The sequence below is a fragment of the Pseudomonas sp. 910_23 genome, assembly GCF_052850795.1.
The window spans coordinates 63,670-86,804 of the sequence record NZ_VXCZ01000024.1; the positions used below are offsets into that span (position 1 = coordinate 63,670).

The window sequence follows — 23,135 nt, forward strand, 5'->3', positions numbered from 1 at the left end:
TTTTTCGCGGGCAAAAGAAAACCCCGCCGAAGCGGGGCTTTGCAGACTGTTTCCCTGACATCCATTTCACTCCGCCGTCCTGGCAGAATCCTACGTGTCCGTGTTGTTGCTTTGCGCTTCCTGCGCGACGTCCATGTGAAGTAGATTATCCGTGGATCCAATTTGGCGATAGAGGACGATTAGCAGCACGTCATGTAAGAGATTGCTTACACGCCCTACAGGCCCTTAAAACAGTGCTTCATCCATCAGGAACAGCGATTCGCTACCGGCTTTTACCGACGCGCTCAACGAATGAATGCGCGGCAGCAGACGGGCAAAGTAGAAACGTGCAGTCCCCAATTTGCTGGCGTAGAAAGCCTCCTCGGCCTCTTTGCCCAACGCGGCCTTGGCCATGCGCGCCCACATATAGGCGTAGGCCATGTAGCCGAATGCATGCAGGTACTCCACCGACGCTGCGCCGATTTCATTCGCGTTGCTCTTGGCGCGGTCCAGTACCCAGGCCGTCAATTCATCCAGGTTATCCACCGCTGCGCTGAGCGGCGTGGTGAACTCGGCCAGCTCGGCCCCCGATTCAGCGATGAACTGGCGGATCTCATCGGCGAACAGCGTGTAGAACGCACCGCCGCTGCCGACGATCTTGCGTCCCATCAAATCCAGCGCTTGAATGCCGTTGGTGCCTTCGTAGATCTGGGTGATGCGCACGTCACGCACCAGCTGCTCCTGGCCCCATTCGCGAATGTAGCCATGGCCACCAAACACTTGCTGGCCGAGCACAGTGGTTTCCAGGCCCAGGTCGGTGAGGAACGCCTTGGCCACGGGTGTCAACAGCGCCACCAGGTTATCGGCGCGCTCGCGCGCCTGCGCATCGTCGCTGAACTTGGCGATGTCCAACTGCGTCGCCACGTAGGTGGAGAACGCACGACCGCCTTCGTTGGCCGCCTTCATGGTCAGCAGCATACGGCGTACGTCCGGATGCACGATGATCGGATCTGCCACTTTATCCTTGGCCTGTGCACCCAGCGGGGAGCGGCTTTGCAGGCGGTCGCGGGCGTATTCAATCGCGTTCTGATAGGAGCGCTCGCCGGACGCCAGGCCCTGGATGCCCACCCCCAGACGCTCGTAGTTCATCATGGTGAACATCGCCGCCAGGCCACGGTTAGGCTCACCGACCAGATAACCCACGGCTTCGTCGAAGTTCATCACGCAGGTCGCGGACGCCTGGATCCCCATCTTGTGTTCAATCGAACCGCAGGTCACCGGGTTGCGCGCGCCAAGGCTGCCGTCGGCGTTCACCATGAACTTGGGCACCAGAAACAGCGAGATGCCCTTGGGCCCCGCCGGTGCATCCGGCAGTTTGGCCAGCACCAGATGGATGATGTTCTCGGTCAGGTCGTGCTCGCCACCGGTGATGAAGATCTTGGTGCCGCTGACCTTGTAGGAACCGTCCGCCTGAGGCTCGGCCTTGGTGCGAATCATGCCCAGGTCGGTGCCGGCATGGGCTTCGGTCAAGCACATGGAACCGGCCCACTCACCGGAATACATCTTCGGCAAGTACGCGGCCTTGAGCTCTTCGCTGGCGTGGGTGTTGATCGAGACACAGGCGCCGGAGGTCAGCATCGGGTACAGGCCGAATGCCAGGCTCGACGAGTTGATCATTTCTTCAACCTGCGCCGACACCGCCTTGGGCATACCCATGCCGCCATAGGTCGGATCGCCGCCCACACCCACCCAGCCGCCTTCGGCGTAGGTCGCATAAGCCTGGGGGAAACCGTCCGGGGTACGCACCGCGCCGTCGGTCCAATGGCAGCCTTGCTCATCGCCGCCGCGGCTCAAGGGCGCGATGGATTTGGCGGTAACCTTGCCGGCCTCTTCGAGGATCGCCTCAACGGTTTCGGCATCAACGGTGTCTGCCAATGCCGGCAGTTGGGCCCAAGTCTTGGCGACTTCAAAAACTTCGTTGAGGACGAAGCGCATATCACGCAACGGCGCTTTGTAATCAGCCATGGCAAACCTCGTGGGAACATGAAAAGTGATTCGATAGGATCGGTTTTACAGACCCCGAGTGTACCCGAACAACTTTTCAGACACATAGGGTCTGCTTGTGACTATCTGGTATTTTTAAGTCACAGTAAATACAGCACGCTGACTCAACCCGCAGCGCTTTGCGTGCGCACCGCGCCACGACGGGTTTGCCCGGCCGCGATCACGCAGTTACGCCCGGCGCCCTTGGCGGCGTACAGCGCCTGGTCGGCGGACTTGAGCACGTCTTCAGGGTTACGCTGCTCGGCCTGACGCTCGGCCACGCCGATGCTGACCGTCACCGACACGCTGGAGGCACCGCTGCCCGCACGCCGTTGACGGCCTTGATGGTCGTCATGAGGACGATCCGGGTTGCGCAACTTGATGGCGTAGCCGGCAATGATCTCGCGAATCTCCTCCAGGTGCGGCATGCATTCATCCAAGGTCTTGCCGGCAAACACCACGGCAAATTCTTCACCGCCATACCGGTAGGCGCGCCCGCCGCCGTTGACCTTGGACAGCTTGCTCGCCACCAGGCGCAGCACCTGGTCGCCCACGTCGTGGCCATGGGTGTCGTTGAAACGTTTGAAGTGATCAACGTCACTCATCGCCAGCACATAGTTGCGCCCCAGCCGTTGCATGCGTTCGTTGAGGGCGCGTCGTCCCGGCAAGCCGGTCAGTTCGTCGCGGAACGCCATTTGGTAGGCTTCGTGGGCCACACCGGCAGCAATCATCAACATCACTTGGCTGCACATGATGTTGAGGGTGAACGGCAGGATGAAGGTTTGCGGCAACATCCAGAACAGGCCCAAAAACCCCACCAATTGGGCGGCGTGCAGCGGGCGCGGCTGATACCAATACTGGGCGGCCAGGGTAAGGAAGCCGATCAGGAACATGGGATAGGACAGCTGGATCAGGCTCATCCACGCGCCATGCAGCATCGGCCAGCGAATCTCCGCCAACCAGCCCAGCAAAGCCTGGGGGAAACTTTGCTCCAGGGCCAGCGCCACACTGCCCACCGCCAGCAACACCGCGCAGCGGGCGACGAAGTCACGGAACAGATGGGTTTTTTCCTGCCACAGCGCGTAGATGCTGAATAGCAGCGGCAACAGCAGGCAACACAGGTGGAACACCACCGCGGCGTCGTCACGCACGCGGCCATTGTCGCGGTAGAAATCGGTCTGGGTATCCAGCAGGAAATAGGCGACGTACACCGTGATCATCAGGAACAGTTCACGCTGGCGCCGATAGACCGCGCAGTACGCGCCGCCGAGCAGCAGGACCAGGGTCGGCAACACGTTGAAGAGCGAGGTGAAGAAGACGTTGAGGTCCTTGACGTACGCAGCCGAAAGCCCGGCCAGCAACAGCAGCAGCGAAGGTAGGAAATGACTGAAACGTACAGCAGACACGCGTGACAAGGGTAAAACTCCGACCCGCAAAATAATGGCACTGTGCCTTCATGCAGTCAGTTAAGCACAACCGGACTGACACGTATCACATTGCCACTACTGTAACGGCAGCGGGCTGTAATCCCTGAGTGCATCACTGCGGTTTTTTATGTCCGTACTCTGTAGGAGGGCAAAAAAAACCGCCGCGTCCCGAAAGAGGCGGCGGTTCCAGAAAGAACCGGTAAGGCTTAGTAAGCCAGGCCGAAGTCTTCTTCTTTCATGTCCATCAGGTTGTTGGCGCCCGACAGCATGGTCGCCACGTGGGTACGGGTACGCGGCAGGATGCGCTGGAAGTAGAAGCGCGCGGTCTGCAACTTGGCGGTGTAGAACGCCTCTTCGCTGGTGCCGGCGGCCAGTTTCTCGGCGGCCAGGCGCGCCATGTCGGCCCAGAAGTACGCCAGGCACGCGTAGCCGGAGTACATCAGGTAATCCACCGAAGCGGCACCGACTTCTTCGCGGTCTTTCATCGCGGCCATGCCGACCTTCATGGTCAACTCGCCCCACTCCTTGTTCAGTGCCGCCAGCGGTGCAACGAACTCTTTAACCGCGTCGTTACCTTCGTTGGCCTGACAGAACTTGTGCACAATCTTGGTGAAGCCCTTGAGCGCTTCGCCTTGGGTCATCAGTACTTTGCGGCCGAGCAAGTCCAGGGCCTGGATGCCGGTGGTGCCTTCGTACAGCATCGAAATACGGCTATCGCGCACGTTCTGTTCCATGCCCCACTCGGCGATGAAGCCGTGGCCACCGTAGATCTGCACGCCGTGGTTGGCCGATTCAAAGCCGACTTCGGTCATGAACGCCTTGGCGATCGGGGTCATGAATGCCAGCAGGCCATCGGCCTGTTTCTTGGCTTCGTCGTCGGTGCCGTACTTGACGATGTCCACTTGCTTGGCGGTGAAGTACACCATCGCGCGGTTACCTTCGGCGAAGGCTTTCATGGTCAGCAGCATACGACGTACGTCTGGGTGCACGATGATCGGGTCAGCGGCTTTGTCCGGTGCTTTAGGGCCGGTCAGGGAGCGCATCTGCAGGCGATCACGCGCATATTTCAGGCCGCCCTGGAAGCCGATTTCGGCGTGGGCCAAGCCTTGCAGGGCGGTGCCCAGGCGAGCGGTGTTCATAAAGGTGAACATGCAGTTCAGGCCTTTGTTCGCCGGGCCGATCAGGAAACCAGTGGCTGCGTCGAAGTTCATAACGCAGGTAGCGTTGCCGTGGATGCCCATCTTGTGTTCCAGGGAACCACAGGTGACCGCATTGCGCTCGCCCACTGAACCATCGGCGTTGGGCAGGAACTTGGGCACGATAAACAGCGAGATGCCTTTGGTGCCGGCCGGTGCGTCCGGCAGGCGGGCCAGTACGATGTGGACGATGTTGTCGGCCATGTCGTGTTCACCGGCCGAGATGAAGATCTTGGTGCCGGAGACTTTGTAGGAACCGTCAGCCTGAGGCTCGGCCTTGGTACGCAGCATACCCAGGTCGGTACCGCAGTGTGGCTCGGTCAGGCACATGGTGCCCGTCCATTCGCCCGACACCAGTTTGGTCAGGTAAGCGTCTTGCTGCTCGGGGGTGCCGTGCTCGGAAATGGTGTTCATCGCGCCATGGGACAGGCCAGGGTACATGCCCCACGACCAGTTGGCTTCGCCGACCATTTCGCTCACAGCCAGGCCCAGGGACTCCGGCAAGCCCTGGCCACCGTGCTCCACGTCATGGGCCAGGCTCGGCCAGCCGCCTTCGACGAACTGTTTGTAGGCTTCTTTGAAACCGGTAGGGGTCTTAACGCCTGACTCACTCCAGGTACACCCTTCGATGTCGCCCACGCGGTTCAGCGGTGCCAGCACTTGCTCACAGAACTTGGCGCCTTCTTCGAGGATGGCGTCGACCATGTCCGGGGTAGCGTCCTGGCAAGCCGGCAGGCTCTGATAGTGCGCTTCATAACCGAGCAGTTCGTCACGAACGAAGCGAATATCACGCAAGGGGGCCTTGTAGTCAGGCATAGCGATAAACCTCTGCTGATGTATCTGGGATGAACAACCGCGTGGATTTGTTATGGCGGTCAAACAGGTGTTTGAAACATACGTTTACGACCCAGGGTTGTCAAGCGTCGGCCTGATGCCGTTTGTCTTGACGCAGATCAGCGCCAGGCACGGCAAGGCCTGCGGCGAGATGCCACTGCAAAAAACGAATAGAGAACTAGCTCAGGGCCAGGCACAGGCGAATGTAGGAGGGGCTTGCTCCCGATAGCGGTAGGTCAGCTATGAATGGGCACGCTGATACACCGCATCGGGAGCAAGCCCCCTCCCACATTTTTAATTGAGTTCAGCAGGGGATCAGGCGTAGGTATCGATCAACGTACCGAGCATTTCATCCGAAGCCTTGGCGACTTTTGCCCCCAGCTCGACTTGAAACTTGCCCTGGGCCATTTCCACCATATTGCTCGCCGAGTTTGACGCTTGGGCGCGGTCATTGGCTTGCAGACGATCGCTTTGCGCGGCCGATGGCTGGGCTGTTGCGGCGCTGGCAATCTTGCCGGCCGCCTGGTCGACACGGCTCTGCCCGGTCTGAATACTGCTCAGGCCCGAATAAAACGCGCTGCTTCCAGAGATTTCCATGGCTTAAGCCTGCCTTGAGAGAATCGTGAAGGTGGATTGAAGCAGACATCCCGGCAAAAGGCCCGTCAAAAACACTAATGGCATAATGCCTTGCGATAGCCAAAATCAGTCAAGCAGGTCCAACTCCAGGTACTCCGCCACGGCGGCGGCACCGGCATCCTTGAGCTTCGGCACGCGCCCCAGGCAGGGCGCCGGCAAGCGCTCGGCCAGGGTGGCGAGGTTTTCTTCCAGACGGGAGGTCTTGGGATCGATGATATTCGCCACCCAACCGGCCAGCGGCAAGCCGTCCCGTGCGATCGCTTCGGCGGTCAACAACGCGTGGCTGATGCAGCCCAGGCGCACACCCACCACCAGGATCACCGGCAATTTGAGCGCGATGGCCAGGTCAGACAGGTTGGCCTGATCGGCCAAGGGCACGCGCCAGCCGCCCGCCCCTTCGATCAAGGTAAAGTCGGCTCCACGGGCCAGAATCTGTTGCATCGGCTTGAGCAACGATTGCACCGTCAGCCCCACGCCCGCCTCGCGCGCAGCCAGATGCGGCGCGATAGCCGGCTCAAATGCCACCGGGTTGACCTCGGCATAACTGAGCGGCAATGAGCACTCGGCCAGCAACGCCAGGGCATCGGCATTGCGCAAGCCCTGGGCAGTCAACCGGCACCCCGACGCCACCGGCTTCCCGGCGGCCGTGCTTTTGCCCGCGAGCCTGGCAGCATGCAACAGGCCGGCCGCGATAGTGGTCTTGCCCACATCGGTGTCGGTGCCGGTGATGAAGTACGCGACGCTCATAGCGGTTTCTCCAGTACGGCGTACACCACCTGATACGTGGCGGGCAGGCCCTGAGCCTGACGGAACTGCTCGTATGCGTCTACCAGTGCAACAATCCGCGCGCGCCCCGTCAAGCCGCCGGGGCGGCCGGGGTTGAGGTTATGGGCGCCCAACGCTTTGAGCTCGTGGGACAGGCTGCGCACATCCGGGTAATGCAGCACATGGGGCTGTCGCGCGAGACTCACCACCCGCAGGCCGCTGGCCGCACATAACTGCTGATAAGCCTCGAAGGTGCGAAAGCGATTGACGTGAACCAAGCCGTCTACCGCTCGCCAGCTTTCGCGCAGTTCATCCAGGGTACCCACGCACAGGCTCGCGAACGCCAACACACCGCCAGGTTGCAATACGCGCTGAGCTTCGCTGAGCACTGCATCGAAGTTGGCACACCATTGCACGGCGAGGCTGGAGAAGAGCAGCTCGAAGCTGTCAGCCTTCAGCGGCAAGCGTTCAGCATCGCCAGCCATGAAATGCGCGGCGCCGCCCAACGGACGCGCGTGGTTGAGCATGCCTTCGGCGATATCCAGCGCCACGCCCTCGCTCCCGGGCAAACGCTCACCCAGCACGCGACTGAAATACCCTGTGCCGCAACCCATATCCAGCCAGCGTTGTGGCGAAAGCTCGCTGGGCAAACGGCGGAGTAACTCATGCCCTACTGCGCGCTGCAACTCGGCTACGCTGTCGTAGCTGGCCGCTGCACGGGAGAACGAGGCAGCAACCTGGCGCTTGTCCGGCAAGGCACCCGGCAGACAAGGGTGGGATAAGTCAGTCATCAACACACTCATGCAAAAAAGCCTGGATGGCCCCCGCTACACCGTGGGGGTCTTCCAGAAGAAACGCGTGACCGGCCTGTTCAATCAGGCCGACTTCTACATCCGGGAGCAACGCCAGCAGGTCACTGGCAGCTTCGGCAGGTACCAGCCCATCCAGGCCGGCAAACAGATGCAACTGCGGCCCGCGAAATGCCTGCAAGGCCGCGCGGGTATCCAGTTGGGCCAGCAGCTCCAGGCCGGGCATCAACACGCTGGGGGCGGTATGCGGCGCACCGCTGACCAGCAAGCGCGAGAGCCCGCGAAGCTCCTGCGCGCCCTTGGCACACAACAGGCCGAAGCGCTTGAGGGTGACCTGGGAGTCGGCGTGGCAGCCCGCCAGGAACGCATCGAAGGTCTCGGCGGGCATCCCGTGGGGCCAGCCATCATGGGCGACGAAACACGGGTTGCTCGCCAGGGTCAGCAAACCGCAGCAACGTTCGCCACGGCGTGCCGCCAGCTCCGAAGCAAGCATCCCGCCCAGGGACCAGCCCCCGAGCCAGACGTCGTCCGCCAGCGTCGCATCGAGCTCGTCAAGCCACTCATCCAGATCGCTGGAATCCAGCGCCGGCAAGGGTTCGATCTGTACCCGCAGGTGCTCGTTGAGGCCCTGCAGTGCCGCGGCCAGCGGTTCCAGCGGCGACACACCGAGCCCCCAACCAGGCAGCAGTATCAGGCGATCACGCATGGTCGGGCTCCGCTGCGTTTAATGACCGGAAACAGTCCTCTAATCCGTTTAACAATAGCTGCACCTGCGCTTCGCTGTGCGCCGCCGTCAATGTCACGCGCAACCTTGCACTGCCGGCCGGTACAGTCGGCGGGCGGATTGCAGTCACCATCAGCCCACGCTCGCGCAGCATCTGTGACAGCTGCAACGCCCGGGCGCTGTCGCCAATCAGGATTGGCTGGATCGGCGTAAAGCTGTCCATCAACGCCAGGCCCAATTGCTCGGCGCCGCGACGGAACTGGCGGATCAACCCGTTGAGGTGCTCACGCCGCCAGTGTTCGCTGCGCAGCAGTTCCAGGCTTTTGAGGGTGGCGCAGGCCAGTGCTGGTGGCTGGCTGGTGGTGTAGATATACGGCCGGGCAAACTGGATCAGGCTTTCGATCAAGTCTTCACTGCCTGCCACAAATGCCCCGGCGGTGCCGAAGGCTTTGCCCAAGGTGCCAACCAGCACCGGTACATCGTCCTGGCTCAAGCCAAAATGTTCGACGATGCCGCCGCCATGGGCGCCCAGCGGGCCAAAGCCATGGGCATCATCCACCATCAGCCAGGCACCTTTGGCCCTGGCTTCCCGGGCCAGCGCTGGCAGGTCGGCCAGGTCGCCGTCCATGCTGAACACACCATCGGTGACCACCAGCGTACTGCCGGTGGCCTTTTCCAGGCGCTTGGCCAGGCTGCCCGCGTCGTTATGCAGATAGCGGTTGAACCGCGCCCCGGACAATAAGCCGGCATCCAGCAACGAAGCATGGTTGAGGCGATCTTCCAGCACCGTATCGCCCTGCCCCACCAGCGCCGTGACCGCGCCCAGGTTGGCCATATAGCCGGTGGTAAACAGCAACGCACGCGGGCGCCCGGTCAAGTCAGCCAGGGCTTCTTCCAACTCATGGTGCGGCGTGACGTGGCCCACCACCAAATGCGAAGCGCCGCCACCCACGCCCCAACGGGCCGCACCGGCGCGCCAGGCTTCGACCACCTGCGGGTGATTGGCCAGGCCCAGGTAATCGTTATTGCAGAACGCCAGCAATGGCTGGCCATCCACCACCACTTCAGGGCCTTGGGGGCTCTGAAGCAACGGGCGTTGACGGTAAAGATGTTCGGCACGGCGGGCCGCGAGGCGCGCGGCGAGATCAAAAGACATGCTGGCCTCGATCAAACAGCGGCGTTATAGAACTGCTCGCTGCTCTTTTGCTCCACCAGCGCCTGCTCGATCGCTGCCTGATGCACTTCATCGGCGTGCTCTTCACGAGCTTCGGGCAGGATGCCCAGGCGTGCGAACAGCTGCATGTCCTTGTCAGCCTGAGGGTTGGCGGTGGTCAGCAATTTATCGCCGTAGAAGATCGAGTTGGCACCGGCAAAAAACGCCAGGGCCTGCATCTGCTCGTTCATGGCTTCGCGGCCAGCGGACAGGCGCACGTGGGATTGCGGCATCAGGATGCGCGCCACCGCCAGCATACGGATGAAGTCGAAGGGGTCGATGTCCTCGGCGTTTTCCAACGGCGTACCGGCCACCTTCACGAGCATGTTGATCGGCACCGACTCCGGATGCTCTGGCAGGTTGGCCAGTTGGATCAGCAGGTTGGCACGGTCGTCGAGGGACTCGCCCATGCCGAGGATGCCGCCCGAGCAGATCTTCATCCCCGAATCACGCACGTAGGCCAGGGTTTGCAAGCGCTCGCTGTAGGTACGGGTGGTGATGATCGAGCCGTAGAACTCTGGCGATGTGTCGAGGTTATGGTTGTAGTAATCCAGGCCGGCCTGGGCCAGCGCTTCGGTCTGGTCCTGATCGAGACGACCCAGGGTCATGCAGGTTTCCAGGCCCATGGCCTTTACGCCTTTGACCATCTCCAGCACGTAGGGCATGTCTTTGGCCGACGGGTGTTTCCACGCCGCGCCCATGCAAAAGCGCGTCGAGCCGATGGCCTTGGCGCGGGCGGCCTCTTCGAGGACCTTCTGCACCTCCATCAGCTTCTCTTTTTCCAGGCCGGTGTTGTAGTGACCCGACTGCGGACAATATTTGCAATCTTCCGGGCAGGCGCCAGTCTTGATCGACAGCAGGGTCGATACCTGCACGCGGTTGGCGTCGAAATGCGCGCGGTGCACGGTCTGCGCCTGGAACAACAGGTCATTGAACGGCTGCACGAACAGGGCTTTGACTTCGGCCAAAGACCAGTCGTGACGCAGGGTGGCAGAGGTGCTGGCGCTCATGGGCGATTCCTTGATTATGCTTTGGCTAACGCTGCGGGAAGGGCAATACCCACAGGCACGACACGGATGCTCGGCATATTTAAGGAAGATTCATGCACTGTCAACCTGAGTACAAACACCAAGTTTACATCTGGTTAAAAAACAAACAGACCTGTCTGATCTGTGACGAATGCACAGACTCCGCCGAAAATGTATGCAATACCTGCGAAACAGAACTGCCATGGTTGCTAGAGCACTGTGAACAGTGCGCCTTGCCTTTGCCGATGGACGGGCCGATCTGCGGCCAGTGCCAAAAACACCCTCCGGCCTTTAACCAGGTGATCGCACCCTGGATCTACAGTTTTCCCATCGACACCCTGGTCAGCCGATTCAAGCATCAGGCTCGCTGGCCGCTGGGCCACATGCTGGCGCGCCTGCTGGGGCAGCACCTGCAGCACCGCTTCGATAACGCCGAACTCAACCGCCCCGACTATCTACTGCCGGTCCCCATGGCCCGCAAACGCCTGCGCCAACGCGGCTTTAACCAGGCGCAGATGGTGGCTCGCTGGCTCAGTAGCGCGCTCGACATTCCCCTCAATGAGCACGCGCTGCTGCGCCCGCTTGAAACCGTGGCGCAGCAAGACCTCGACGCCAAGACGCGTAAGCGTAACCTGCTCAACGCCTTTGCCCTGGCGCCCGGCGCTCAAGTCGCAGGGCAACACCTGGCGCTGGTGGACGATGTACTCACCACCGGCGCTACCGCCTACAGCCTGGCGCGGTTATTGATGGGTGCCGGCGCACGCCAGGTCGATGTCTACTGCCTGGCCCGCACCCCCAAACCCGGCCCCTGACTTGACTCCCCTGCTTCAGGGCGGCAACGTCGGCTTATCTCATCCAAGCGTATGCCCATGTCTCTGCCCAGCCCACTCAGCCAGCACATCATCCGTCGCCCCCAACGCATTGCCTTGCTGGGGCATATCGCCGAGCAGGGCTCCATCACCCGTGCCGCCAAAAGTGCGGGGTTGAGTTACAAGGCCGCCTGGGACGCCATCGATGAACTGAACAACCTGGCGCAAAAACCGCTGGTGGAACGCAGCGTCGGTGGCAAAGGCGGTGGCGGCGCCAAGCTGACGCAAGAAGGTGAACGAGTGCTGCGCCTTTATCAGCGCCTGCAAGTGCTGCAGGCCGAGCTGCTCGGTTCGGACGAAGCGGCCAGTGACTTCAACCTGCTCGGCCGCTTGATGCTGCGCACCAGTGCACGCAACCAATTGCACGGCCAGGTCATCGCCATCGACAGCCAGGGCCGCAACGACAGGATTCGCCTGCAACTGGCCGGCGACCTGTACCTCGACGCCCAGATTACCCACGACAGCACCCAACGGCTGGAGCTGCAGGCCGGCGTGGAGGTGGTCGCCCTGATCAAAGCGGGATGGCTGGAGTTGCGGGCGATCGGGCACCCAGAAACACCTGGACACAATTGCATGAGCGGTGTGATTGAGGCGATTCTCGATGCCGAGGACGGCCCCAGCGAGGTGCGTATCGCCTTGCCCAACGGCCAGGTGTTATGCGCGCTGGCACCGCCCGCTGCACTTCTGGTACTCAACGCTGCCGAGGGCCAGCCGATCCAGGTGCAATTCGCACCCAGCAATGTGCTGCTCGGGACCCCGGTATAACGTCTTCAGGCTGCAACAATTTGGTCACAACCGCTCCTTAAGGTATCTGCAAAAATCGCGGGAGCCTGAGATGAGCCTATTAGAAGAAAACCAAGCCACTGACCTTGAACAAATGGTCGGCCTGACCCGCCGTCGCTTTATCGGCGCGGGCGCCCTGTGCGGCGCCGCGATGTTCCTCGGCGGTAACCTGCTGAGCCGCAGCGCCCTGGCGGTGAATGCCGCCTCCGCCAGCCCGCTGCTGGGTTTTACCAGCATCGCCGCCGCCACCAGCGACACCATCACCCTGCCCCCTGGCTACAGCGCTTCTGTGCTGATCAGTTGGGGCCAGCCGCTGCACAAGAACGCCCCGGCTTTCGACCCATCGGGCAATGGCACGGCCAAGGCCCAGGAACAGCAATTTGGCGACAACAACGACGGCATGAGCCTGTTTCCGTTCCCGGGCGACGACAACCGCGCCTTGATGGCGATCAACAACGAATACACAAACTACCGCTACCTCTACGCCCACGGCGGCGCGCCACAATCGGCCGAGGAGGTACGCAAGGCCCTGGCCAGCGAGGGCGTGTCGGTGATCGAAGTACGGCGCAAGGGCGACACCTGGCAGTTCGTCCAGGACTCACGCTACAACCGGCGCATCCATGGCAACTCACCAATCCGCTTGAGCGGCCCCGCTGCCGGCCATGACTGGTTGAAAACCACTGCCGACAAAACCGGCAAGAAAGTCCTGGGTACGTTCCAGAACTGCGCCAACGGCAAGACACCGTGGGGCACCTACCTGACCTGCGAAGAGAACTTCACCGACTGCTTCGGCAGCAGCAACCCGCAGCAAGCGTTCGACGCCGGGCAGAAACGCTACGGCGTAGTGGCCGCCAGCAAAGACATCAACTGGCACCCGCACGACCCGCGCTTCGACATGGCCAAGAACCCCAACGAACTCAACCGCCATGGCTGGGTGGTGGAAATCGACCCGTTCGATCCGCAATCCACTCCGGTCAAGCGCACGGCCCTGGGCCGCTTCAAACATGAAAACGCGGCGCTGGCCGAAACGCGCGACGGCCGCGCCGTGGTGTACATGGGCGACGACGAACGCGGCGAGTTCATCTACAAGTTCGTCAGCCGCGATCAGATCAATCACAGCAATCCGAAAGCCAACAAAGACCTGCTCGACCACGGCACCTTGTACGTGGCCATCTTCGATGCGGGCGACGGTAACGCCGATCATCCCAAGGGCAAAGGCCAATGGGTTGAACTCACCCATGGCAAAAACGGCATCGACGCCGGCAGCGGTTTCGACAACCAGGCAGAGGTGCTGATCCATGCGCGCCTGGCCGCCAGCGTAGTGAAGGCCACGCGCATGGACCGCCCGGAGTGGATCGTCGTCAGCCCCACCGACGGCCAGGTCTACTGCACCCTGACCAACAACGCCAAGCGCGGCGAAGACGGCCAGCCGGTGGGCGGCCCCAACCCGCGAGAGAAAAACGTCTACGGCCAGATCCTGCGCTGGAAAGCCGACGCCGATAACCACGGCGCCACAGACTTTACCTGGGACCTGTTCGTAGTGGCCGGAAACCCGGGCGTGCACGCTGGTACGCCGAAGGGCGGCTCGTCCAATATCAACCCACAGAACATGTTCAACAGCCCCGACGGCCTGGGCTTCGACAAGGCCGGGCGCCTGTGGATCCTCACCGACGGCGACTACAGCAACGCGGGCGACTTTGCCGGCATGGGCAACAACCAGATGCTGTGTGCCGACCCGAGCACCGGGGAAATCCGCCGTTTCATGGTCGGGCCGGTGGCGTGTGAGGTCACCGGGATCAGCTTTGCGCCGGATCAGAAGACGTTGTTTGTGGGGATTCAGCATCCGGGAGAAACCGGTGGTTCGACTTGGCCTGAACATCTGCCGAACGGCAAGCCGCGTTCGTCGGTGATGGCGATTCGGCGGGATGATGGCGGGATCGTAGGCTCCTGACAGGGCCTCATCGGGGGCAAGCCCCCTCCCACAATTCTGAATTGCGAATACATTCAAATGTGGGAGGGGGCTTGCCCCCGATTGCAATAGCACAGCCACCACCTATCCCAGCCCCGGTGCGTTACCATACCCGGCCGGACGCGGCGCCCTGCTGCGCGCAGGAGTTCGCATGGCTCACCCGTTTGAAACACTCACCCCTGATCTGGTCCTCGACGCCGTCGAAAGCATCGGCTTTCTCAGCGATGCGCGCGTGTTGGCGCTCAACAGCTACGAAAACCGCGTGTACCAGGTGGGCATCGAAGACGCCGAACCGCTGATCGCCAAGTTCTACCGGCCCCAACGCTGGACCAACGAGGCGATCCTCGAAGAGCACCGCTTTACCTTCGAACTGGCCGAGTGCGAAGTGCCCGTGGTGGCCCCGCTGATTCACAACGGCGAGAGCCTGTTCGAACACGCAGGTTTCCGCTTCACCCTGTTTCCCCGCCGTGGCGGCCGCGCGCCGGAGCCGGGCAACCTCGACCAGCTTTATCGCCTTGGGCAGTTGCTCGGCCGTTTGCACGCCGTGGGGTCAACCCGCCCGTTCGAACATCGCGAAGCCCTGGGCGTGAAGAACTTCGGTCACGATTCCCTCAACACCTTGCTCGAAGGCAACTTCATTCCCAAAAGCCTGTTGCCGGCCTATGAATCCGTGGCCCGCGACCTGCTCAAGCGTGTGGAAGAGGTTTATAAAGCCACGCCGCACAAGAACATCCGCATGCACGGCGATTGCCACCCCGGCAACATGATGTGCCGCGACGAGATGTTCCATATCGTCGACCTCGACGACTGCCGCATGGGCCCGGCGGTGCAAGACCTGTGGATGATGCTCGCTGGCGACCGCCAGGAATGCCTGGGCCAGCTGTCGGAACTGATGGACGGCTATCAGGAGTTCCACGATTTCGACCCCCGCGAACTCGCCCTGATCGAACCGTTGCGCGCCTTGCGCCTGATGCACTACAGCGCCTGGCTGGCACGGCGCTGGGATGATCCGGCGTTTCCCCACAGCTTCCCGTGGTTTGGCACCGAGCGGTATTGGGGCGACCAGGTGCTGGCGTTGCGTGAGCAACTGTCGGCGCTCAATGAAGAACCGCTAAAACTCTTCTGACTGATTTGCTTTATGTGGGAGCGAGCCCCCCTCCCACATAAAAATCCCCATTGCCAAGCAAGTCCCCATTGTCTGACAAATATCCTTACAATCGCGCTTTGTTAGCTGCCTAAGCAAGGATTCTGCAATGCAAGCCGCCAACCCTCGCAAGGGGTACATCCTGGGCCTGAGCGCCTACATCATCTGGGGTCTGTTCCCGCTCTATTTCAAAGCCATCGCCAGCGTGCCCGCCGCCGAGATCATCGTGCACCGCGTGCTGTGGTCAGCGCTGTTCGGCGGCTTGCTGTTGATGGTGTGGAAGCACCCTGGCTGGTTTCGCGAACTGCGTGACAACCCCAAGCGCCTGGCGATCCTGGCACTCAGCGGTTCGCTGATCGCGGCCAACTGGCTGACCTATGTGTGGTCGGTGAACAGTGGGCGCATGCTTGAAGCCAGCCTGGGTTACTACATCAACCCGCTGGTGAATGTACTGTTGGGTATGTTGATACTCGGTGAACGCCTGCGCCGCCTGCAATGGGTGGCGGTGGGGTTGGCGGCGGTCGGTGTGGCGCAACAAGTGTGGCAGGTGGGTAGCTTGCCATGGGTGTCGCTGGCGCTGGCGTTGACGTTCGGTTTTTACGGCTTGATCCGTAAACAGGCCCCGGTCAAGGCACTTCCGGGGCTGGTGGTGGAAACCTGGATGCTGGTGCCGATTGCCGTCGCCTGGTTGCTGTTCAATCCATCGGCCCACAGTGCACAACTGGAATTCTGGAGCACCTCCGAAGCCTGGTGGTTGGTGGCCGCAGGTCCGGTAACCCTGATTCCATTGGTCTGCTTTAACGCCGCAGCACGGCATTTGCCCTATACCGCACTGGGCTTTTTGCAATACGTGGCGCCGACCCTGGTGCTGTTGGAAGCGGTATTGCTGTTCGGCGAACACCTGGCGCCGGCCACGCTGATTGCCTTCGCCTTCATCTGGGCCGGGCTGGTGATCTACAGCGTGGATGCATGGCTGACGGTGCGCAAACGCTGATCAAATAACGCACAAACCTTTGCAAGCCACGGCGCCCGTGGCTTGCAGCGTTTCACCCCAAGGTTATCCACAACCTGATCCCCGCCATTTGTGCACAAGCCCTTGAAACTGCTCGTTTTTTGCTCAGCTGACGGAGAAGTCCGGCCGACGTGGCCTGGCGCCGGGTCTCTACAGGTTATCCACAGGCCCATGCAAGATTTCCATGCATAACCTTGTGGGTGGTTATTCCTCGTTGCGCAGTTCCACCATCAAGTCGTCGGCCAAGGTCTCAAGCGATTCCTGCAAGCGCTCCAGAGACAACGTAGACGGCACCTGCAACAAAGCCTCGGCGTTGAACAACGGGTCCCCGCTCATGGGCGCCGGGCGTACATCGGTACTCAAGCGCTCCACGTTGACACCCTGCTGGCTCAACAGCGCAGTAATCTCGCGCACGATGCCCGAGCGGTCATTGCCCACCAGCGTCATCACAATCGATTTGGACACTGTCGCCTGCCCTGTACTGCCCTCGCCCACCAGCACGCGTATGCCGTGTGTGGATAAGTCTTCCAGCGCGCCCACCAGTGCCTGACGTTGCTCCGTCGGCACGCTGACCCGCAGGATCCCGGCAAACTGCCCAGCCATGTGGGCCATGCGGCTTTCCAGCCAGTTACCACCGTGGGCGGCAATGTTCTGCGCGATGCGTTCAACCAGGCCGGGTTTGTCGGCGGCGATAATTGTGAGTACAAGATGGTCCATGGCGAAGCCCTCTGGAATTCAATCTACAAGGTGGACCCGGGAGCCCTCGAAAACAAATCGTGTACCATTTTTATATTTATCTGGAACAATCCAATAGTTTTTTGAGAACATCCGGTTCTCCGCTGTGACCGTACGACCAAAGTGGGTCGCTAAACGACGTATTTAGTCTAATTTTCACAACCGCAAGTCATCATGTAGTATGCCCAACCGTGCACTACATAATGAAAATCTGAAAAAGCGCATAAGCTCCGCAGAGTGAGGCAAGCAATGACTGAACACGTTCAAGTCGGTGGCCTGCAGGTCGCCAAAGTCCTGTTCGACTTCGTGAACAACGAAGCCATTCCCGGTACCGGCATTACTGCCGACCAGTTCTGGGCCGGTGCCGACAAGGTCATCCACGACCTGGCCCCGAAGAACAAAGCCCTACTCGCCAAACGCGACGATTTCCAGGCGCGGATCGATACCTGGCACCAGACTCACGCCGGCCAGGCCCACGACCCGGTGGCCTACAAAGCCTTCCTGCAAGACATCGGATACCTGCTGCCAGAAGCCGCAGACTTTGAGGCCTCGACGCAAAACGTCGACGACGAAATCGCGCGCATGGCCGGCCCGCAACTGGTGGTGCCGGTGATGAATGCGCGTTTCGCCCTCAACGCCTCGAATGCGCGCTGGGGCTCGCTGTATGACGCGTTGTACGGCACCGACGCCATCAGCGAAGCCAACGGCGCCGAAAAGGGCAAGGGCTACAACAAGGTGCGTGGCGACAAGGTCGTCACCTTCGCCCGCGCCTTCCTCGACGAAGCCGCACCGCTGAGCGCGGGCAGCCACGTCGATTCCACCGGCTACAAGATCGTCGACGGCAAGCTGATCGTGAGCCTCAAAGGCGGCAGCAACAGCGGCCTGCGTGACGATGCCCAGTTGATCGGTTTCCAGGGCCCCGAGGCCGAGCCGATTGCGCTCCTGTTCAAACACAACGGCCTGCACTTCGAGTTGCAGATCGACGCCAGCACCCCGGTCGGCCAGACCGATGCCGCCGGTGTCAAAGACGTGCTGATGGAAGCCGCGCTAACCACCATCATGGACTGCGAAGACTCCGTTGCTGCCGTGGATGCCGATGACAAGGTGGTGATCTACCGCAACTGGCTCGGGCTGATGAAGGGCGACCTGGCCGAAGAAGTGGCCAAGGGCGGCAAGACCTTTACTCGTACCATGAACCCTGATCGCGCCTACACCGGCATCGACGGTAACGACGTGACCCTGCACGGCCGTTCGCTGTTGTTCGTGCGCAACGTTGGCCACCTGATGACCATCGACGCGATCCTCGACAAAGACGGCAACGAAGTGCCCGAAGGCATCCTCGACGGCCTGATCACCAGCCTGGCGGCGATCCACAGCCTCAATGGCAACAACACGCGCAAGAACAGCCGCACAGGTTCGGTGTACATCGTCAAACCGAAGATGCACGGCCCGGAAGAAGCCGCGTTCACCAACGAGCTGTTCGGTCGCATCGAAGAGGTGCTGAACCTGGCGCGTAATACGCTCAAAGTCGGGATCATGGATGAGGAGCGCCGTACCACGGTCAACCTCAAGGCCTGCATCAAGGCCGCCAGCGAGCGCGTGGTGTTTATCAACACCGGCTTCCTCGACCGTACCGGCGACGAAATCCACACGTCAATGGAAGCCGGCGCGATGGTGCGCAAGGCCGCCATGAAGGCGGAAAAATGGATCGGCGCCTACGAAAACTGGAACGTCGATATCGGCTTGAGCACCGGCCTGCAAGGCCGTGCACAAATCGGTAAAGGCATGTGGGCCATGCCCGACCTGATGGCGGCGATGCTTGAGCAGAAAATCGCCCATCCATTGGCCGGTGCCAACACCGCCTGGGTACCGTCGCCGACCGCTGCGGCGCTACACGCGTTGCACTATCACAAGGTCGACGTATTTGCCCGCCAGGCCGAACTGGCCAAGCGCGAACGCGCCTCGGTGGACGATATCCTCACCATTCCTCTGGCCAGCAACACCGATTGGTCGGACGAAGAGATCCGCAATGAACTGGACAACAACGCCCAGGGCATCCTTGGCTATGTGGTCCGTTGGATTGACCAGGGCGTTGGCTGTTCGAAAGTACCGGACATCAACGATGTGGGCCTGATGGAAGACCGCGCCACCCTGCGTATCTCCAGCCAGCACATTGCCAACTGGCTGCGCCACGGCGTCGTCAACCAAGACCAAGTGATGGAAAGCCTCAAGCGCATGGCGCCGGTGGTGGACCGTCAGAATGCCGGGGACGCGTTGTATCGTCCGTTGGCGCCGGATTTCGACAGCAATATCGCGTTCCAGGCAGCGGTGGAGTTGGTGATTGAAGGGACCAAGCAGCCCAATGGGTATACCGAGCCGGTGTTGCACCGCAGGCGTCGGGAGTTCAAGGCTAAAAACGGCCTGTAAATGAAAAAGCCCTGATCGAGAGATCAGGGCTTTTTAGTTGGGTTGAGGATGACTGAACCGGCGCAATCGGGAGCAAGCCCCCTCCCACATTCTAAAAGTGTTCGCAGTTCAAAATGTGGGAGGGGGCTTGCTCCCGATGAGGCCATCACAGCATCACAAAAATCAGGAAGCCATCCCCAACTCCCGCTTCACCAACTTCGCCAACTTCACGCTATCTATCGGCTTGAGCAAGAAATCCACCACACTCAAGTGCATCGCATCGATCACATCCGGCGCTTCGGCGTCACCCGACATGATGATGATCGGCAGCGCCGCCCGGGTCGACTCACGCACCTGACGGATCAACTCCAGGCCGTTGCTGGGCTGCATGCGCAGGTCGGTGATCAGCAAACCGATAGAGCCGCTCGATTTCAACAAATCCCATGCCGCCTCACCACTGTCGGCGGTCAAGCAACGAATACCGTCCAGCCCCAGGATTTCCGCCAACAGTTCACGCGCATCCTTGTCGTCGTCCACGATCAATACGCGTTGGGGCGGTAAATCAGGCTCGAGCATCACGGCGCTCAGCGCCTCGCGCTCGGCATCACTCAAAATATCGTGGTCGGACATACGTTTCTCAGCAGTTCTAAATCAATCTCCCAGCACTCGTCAGACATCTGTGCAAGGTCGAACAATGTGCACTTCGTCGGAAAGTTTGCCTAGTGGGCGTTCTACGGGGTTTGGACGATAGTCATGTAAGGTTTTTCCCTAGTTTTGCAGCGTTTTCACCGACCTAGACTTACGTCCAATGGGCACCCGCGGTGCAGGAGTCGACCATGCAGCACGATAACGACAAAAAAACTGCGGTCACTGTTATGAGTAAAGCTGATGCATTCGAACAGGCGGGTAAAACTGCTGTGTTGCAGAACATCCACGGCACCTTGCAATTGCTGCAACGCTTCCCGCCGTTCAACCAGATGGAACCGGCGCACCTGGCCTTTCTGGTGGAACAGTGCCAACTGCGCTTCTATGGCCAGGGCGACAGCATCCTCAAACCGTCGGGCGGGCCGGTCGAGCATTTCTATATCGTCAAACAGGGCCGGGTGATTGGCGAGCGGCCAGACTCGCCAGATCCCACCTTCGAAATCACTACCGGCGAGTGCTTCCCCCTCGCCGCTTTGCTGGGTGAACGTGCGACCCGCACCGAACATAAAGCCGCGCAAGACACCTTCTGCCTGCAACTGAACAAGCCGGCGTTTATCAAGCTGTTTGCCCTTTCCAGCCCGTTTCGTGATTTTGCCTTGCGTGGCGTCAGTAGCCTGCTCGACCAAGTCAACCAGCAGGTGCAGCAAAAAGCCGTGGAAACCCTCGGCACCCAATACTCCCTGAATACCCGCCTGGGCGAATTGGCCATGCGCCACCCGGTGACGTGCAGCCCGCACACGCCGTTGCGTGAAGCGGTCACGTTGATGCACGAGCAACAGGTCGGCAGCATTGTGATCGTGGACGAACACAAGGCGCCCCTGGGCATCTTTACCCTGCGTGACCTGCGCCAGGTGGTAGCCGACGGCACCAGCGATTTCAGCCAGGGCATTGACGGCCATATGACCCAGGCGCCGTTCTTCCTGAGCCCGGACCACAGTGCCTTCGACGCCGCTATCGCCATGACCGAACGGCATATCGCCCACGTGTGCCTGGTCAAAGACCAGCGCCTGTGCGGCGTGGTGTCCGAGCGTGACTTGTTCTCGTTGCAACGCGTGGACCTGGTGCACCTGGCCCGCACTATCCGCAACGCGCCCCGGGTCGACAACCTGGTGGCAATCCGTGGTGAAATCGGTCAGTTGGTGGAACGTATGCTTGCTCATGGCGCGTCGTCCACCCAGATCACCCACATCATTACGCTGCTCAACGACCACACCGTCTGCCGGGTGATCGAGCTGACCCTGGCGGAAAAAGGCGACCCCGGCGTGCCATTCAGTTGGCTGTGTTTCGGCAGCGAAGGCCGCCGCGAGCAAACGCTGTACACCGACCAGGACAACGGCATTCTGTTCGAGGCCAAGGACGCCGTCGAAGCTGCCCAGATCCGTGAGCGGCTGCTTCCCCTGGCACAGCACATCAATCAAAGCCTGGCGCTGTGCGGCTTCAGCCTGTGCAAAGGCAATATCATGGCCGGCAACCCCGAGCTGTGCTTGTCCCGGGTGGAGTGGGCGCGGCGCTTCGGCGCGTTTATTCGCGAGGCGACGCCGGAGAACCTGCTTAGCTCGAGCATCTATTTTGATTTGCGTGCAGTGTGGGGCGACGAGCGTGGTTGCGAGCAACTGCGTCAGGGCATTCTCGATCAGGTCGCGGACAACCGTTTGTTCCAGCGCATGTTGGCCGAAAACGCATTACGCCAGCGCCCGCCGGTGGGACGCTTTCGCGAGTTCGTGCTGACCCGCAAGGGCGGCGAAAAGGCCACCCTGGATCTCAAGGTGCAAGGCTTGACCCCCTTTGTCGATGGCGCACGCCTGCTCGCCCTGGCCAATGGTATCCACGCCAACAACACCCTGGAGCGCCTGCGTCAGTTGGTCGACAAGCAAGTGATTGAGCCCCTGGATGGCGCGGCCTACGAAGAGGCCTACCACTTCATTCAGCAAACCCGTATGCAGCAGCACCAATTGCAGACCCGCGAGAACCAGCCCTACTCCAACCGCGTCGACCCCGACAGCCTCAACCACCTCGACCGACGCATCCTGCGTGAATCCCTGCGCCAGGCCCAGCGCCTGCAAAGCAGCCTGACCTTGCGGTATCAACTGTGAGTTGGTTCGGCTGGTTTCATAAGCAAAAACCGGGGCTGAATGCCGCGCAACAACAGCGTCTGGAGCAACTGCCCAAGCCTGGCGCATTGGGCGATGGTTCGTTGCGCAACCAACGCTGGGTCGTGGTGGATCTGGAAACCAGCGGCCTGAACCTAAACCGTGACCAGGTGCTGTCCATCGGCGCCGTGGTGATCGAGGACGGTGCGGTGGACTTTTCGCAACTGTTCGAACGCACCCTGCAACGCACCGACACCAAACTCAGCCCCAGCGTATTGATTCATGGTCTCGGCCCCAGTGCGATTGCCGCCGGCAGCGACCCGGCCGAGGCGCTGCTGGATTTCATGGCATTCGTGGGCGACAGCCCGTTGCTGGCCTTCCATGCACCGTTCGATCAACACATGCTGGGCCGGGCGCTCAAGGACAGCCTGGGTTATCGACTGGCCCACCCGTTTCTCGACGTGGCCGACCTGGCGCCGCTCTTGTGCCCCGACGCCACGCTACGCGAGGCCGGGCTGGACGACTGGGTCAAGCATTTCCAGCTGCAGGTCGGCGAGCGTCATCACGCCAGCGCCGATGCACTGGTCACGGCGGAGCTGATGCTGATCCTGTTCAGCCGTGCACGGCAGCAGCAGATCGATACGCCCCACGCGTTGCAAGAGCGTTTGGCCCAGTGGAAACGGCGCCAACAAGCGCCATCGTTTTAATGTCACCGCCCGACAGACGCCAATTGCGCCCACCCCACGCCTCTGACACAATCGCGAATAA

19 protein-coding genes are annotated in these 23,135 nt (G+C 61.0%); 8 read left to right on the plus strand and 11 right to left on the minus strand.

The window, feature by feature from the left end; genetic code table 11:
- Nucleotides 1-225: 225 nt before the first annotated feature.
- The 9 genes from FW800_RS24380 to bioB all read right to left on the minus strand — a co-directional run bounded on the left by FW800_RS24380 (nucleotide 226) and on the right by bioB (nucleotide 10,636).
- Nucleotides 226-2,004 carry an acyl-CoA dehydrogenase C-terminal domain-containing protein gene (locus FW800_RS24380; protein ID WP_446438622.1) on the minus strand — a complete coding sequence of 593 codons (1,779 nt, stop codon included), beginning with the start codon at nucleotides 2,002-2,004 and terminating at the stop codon, nucleotides 226-228.
- Nucleotides 2,005-2,147: 143 nt separating this feature from the next.
- Nucleotides 2,148-3,437 (minus strand): GGDEF domain-containing protein, encoded by a 1,290-nt coding sequence (locus FW800_RS24385; RefSeq protein WP_122735986.1) that lies wholly within the window; start codon nucleotides 3,435-3,437, stop codon nucleotides 2,148-2,150.
- A 218-nt stretch (nucleotides 3,438-3,655) separates the two neighbouring features.
- Nucleotides 3,656-5,461, minus strand: a complete 1,806-nt coding sequence (locus tag FW800_RS24390) for a phenylacyl-CoA dehydrogenase (protein WP_032879115.1) — start codon at nucleotides 5,459-5,461, stop codon at nucleotides 3,656-3,658.
- A 333-nt stretch (nucleotides 5,462-5,794) separates the two neighbouring features.
- On the minus strand, nucleotides 5,795-6,076 hold the full coding sequence (locus FW800_RS24395) for a hypothetical protein (protein WP_032879113.1): 282 nt from the start codon (nucleotides 6,074-6,076) through the stop codon (nucleotides 5,795-5,797).
- 105 nt (nucleotides 6,077-6,181) lie between these two features.
- A complete protein-coding gene (gene bioD / locus FW800_RS24400; protein ID WP_078822489.1) occupies nucleotides 6,182-6,862 on the minus strand; it encodes a dethiobiotin synthase in 681 nt (226 codons plus the stop codon).
- Nucleotides 6,859-7,671 (minus strand): malonyl-ACP O-methyltransferase BioC, encoded by an 813-nt coding sequence (gene bioC, locus FW800_RS24405; RefSeq protein ID WP_446438623.1) that lies wholly within the window; start codon nucleotides 7,669-7,671, stop codon nucleotides 6,859-6,861. Before bioC ends, bioD begins: the two co-directional genes overlap by 4 nt.
- Nucleotides 7,664-8,395, minus strand: coding sequence for an alpha/beta fold hydrolase (locus tag FW800_RS24410; protein WP_446438624.1), 732 nt, complete (start codon nucleotides 8,393-8,395; stop codon nucleotides 7,664-7,666). Before FW800_RS24410 ends, bioC begins: the two co-directional genes overlap by 8 nt.
- Nucleotides 8,388-9,569, minus strand: a complete 1,182-nt coding sequence (gene bioF / locus FW800_RS24415) for an 8-amino-7-oxononanoate synthase (RefSeq protein ID WP_446438625.1) — start codon at nucleotides 9,567-9,569, stop codon at nucleotides 8,388-8,390. The genes FW800_RS24410 and bioF overlap by 8 nt, the downstream gene beginning before the upstream one ends.
- Nucleotides 9,570-9,580: 11 nt before the next feature.
- On the minus strand, nucleotides 9,581-10,636 hold the full coding sequence (gene bioB, locus FW800_RS24420; RefSeq protein ID WP_005792092.1) for a biotin synthase BioB: 1,056 nt from the start codon (nucleotides 10,634-10,636) through the stop codon (nucleotides 9,581-9,583).
- Between the two features lie 92 nt (nucleotides 10,637-10,728).
- Between bioB and FW800_RS24425 the strand changes: the two genes are divergently transcribed.
- The 5 genes from FW800_RS24425 (at nucleotide 10,729) to rarD (ending at nucleotide 16,413) form a co-directional block, all read left to right on the plus strand.
- A complete protein-coding gene (locus FW800_RS24425) occupies nucleotides 10,729-11,466 on the plus strand; it encodes a ComF family protein (protein WP_446438626.1) in 738 nt (245 codons plus the stop codon).
- A 57-nt stretch (nucleotides 11,467-11,523) separates the two neighbouring features.
- Nucleotides 11,524-12,288 carry a TOBE domain-containing protein gene (locus FW800_RS24430; RefSeq protein WP_078822491.1) on the plus strand — a complete coding sequence of 255 codons (765 nt, stop codon included), beginning with the start codon at nucleotides 11,524-11,526 and terminating at the stop codon, nucleotides 12,286-12,288.
- A gap of 70 nt (nucleotides 12,289-12,358) precedes the next feature.
- A complete protein-coding gene (locus tag FW800_RS24435; protein WP_446438627.1) occupies nucleotides 12,359-14,257 on the plus strand; it encodes a PhoX family protein in 1,899 nt (632 codons plus the stop codon).
- A 169-nt stretch (nucleotides 14,258-14,426) separates the two neighbouring features.
- The gene (locus tag FW800_RS24440) at nucleotides 14,427-15,401 is read left to right on the plus strand and encodes a serine/threonine protein kinase (protein WP_103735247.1); all 975 of its coding nucleotides are present in this window, start codon (nucleotides 14,427-14,429) and stop codon (nucleotides 15,399-15,401) included.
- Between the two features lie 127 nt (nucleotides 15,402-15,528).
- Complete coding sequence (gene rarD, locus FW800_RS24445) at nucleotides 15,529-16,413, plus strand: EamA family transporter RarD (protein ID WP_446438628.1); 885 nt, start codon at nucleotides 15,529-15,531, stop codon at nucleotides 16,411-16,413.
- Between the two features lie 222 nt (nucleotides 16,414-16,635).
- Here rarD and FW800_RS24450 read toward each other — a convergent pair whose 3' ends face one another.
- A complete protein-coding gene (locus tag FW800_RS24450; RefSeq protein ID WP_446438629.1) occupies nucleotides 16,636-17,148 on the minus strand; it encodes a glycine cleavage system protein R in 513 nt (170 codons plus the stop codon).
- 267 nt (nucleotides 17,149-17,415) lie between these two features.
- On the opposite strand from FW800_RS24450, the gene FW800_RS24455 reads away from it, so the two are divergent.
- Complete coding sequence (locus FW800_RS24455; protein WP_446438630.1) at nucleotides 17,416-19,593, plus strand: malate synthase G; 2,178 nt, start codon at nucleotides 17,416-17,418, stop codon at nucleotides 19,591-19,593.
- Nucleotides 19,594-19,755: 162 nt separating this feature from the next.
- Here the strand turns inward: FW800_RS24455 and FW800_RS24460 are convergent, their stop codons facing one another.
- Complete coding sequence (locus FW800_RS24460) at nucleotides 19,756-20,202, minus strand: response regulator (RefSeq protein WP_032879104.1); 447 nt, start codon at nucleotides 20,200-20,202, stop codon at nucleotides 19,756-19,758.
- Nucleotides 20,203-20,447: 245 nt separating this feature from the next.
- On the opposite strand from FW800_RS24460, the gene FW800_RS24465 reads away from it, so the two are divergent.
- Nucleotides 20,448-22,370, plus strand: coding sequence for a putative nucleotidyltransferase substrate binding domain-containing protein (locus FW800_RS24465; protein ID WP_248089333.1), 1,923 nt, complete (start codon nucleotides 20,448-20,450; stop codon nucleotides 22,368-22,370).
- Nucleotides 22,367-23,074, plus strand: a complete 708-nt coding sequence (locus FW800_RS24470; RefSeq protein ID WP_248089332.1) for a 3'-5' exonuclease — start codon at nucleotides 22,367-22,369, stop codon at nucleotides 23,072-23,074. Before FW800_RS24465 ends, FW800_RS24470 begins: the two co-directional genes overlap by 4 nt.
- Nucleotides 23,075-23,135 lie beyond the last annotated feature (61 nt).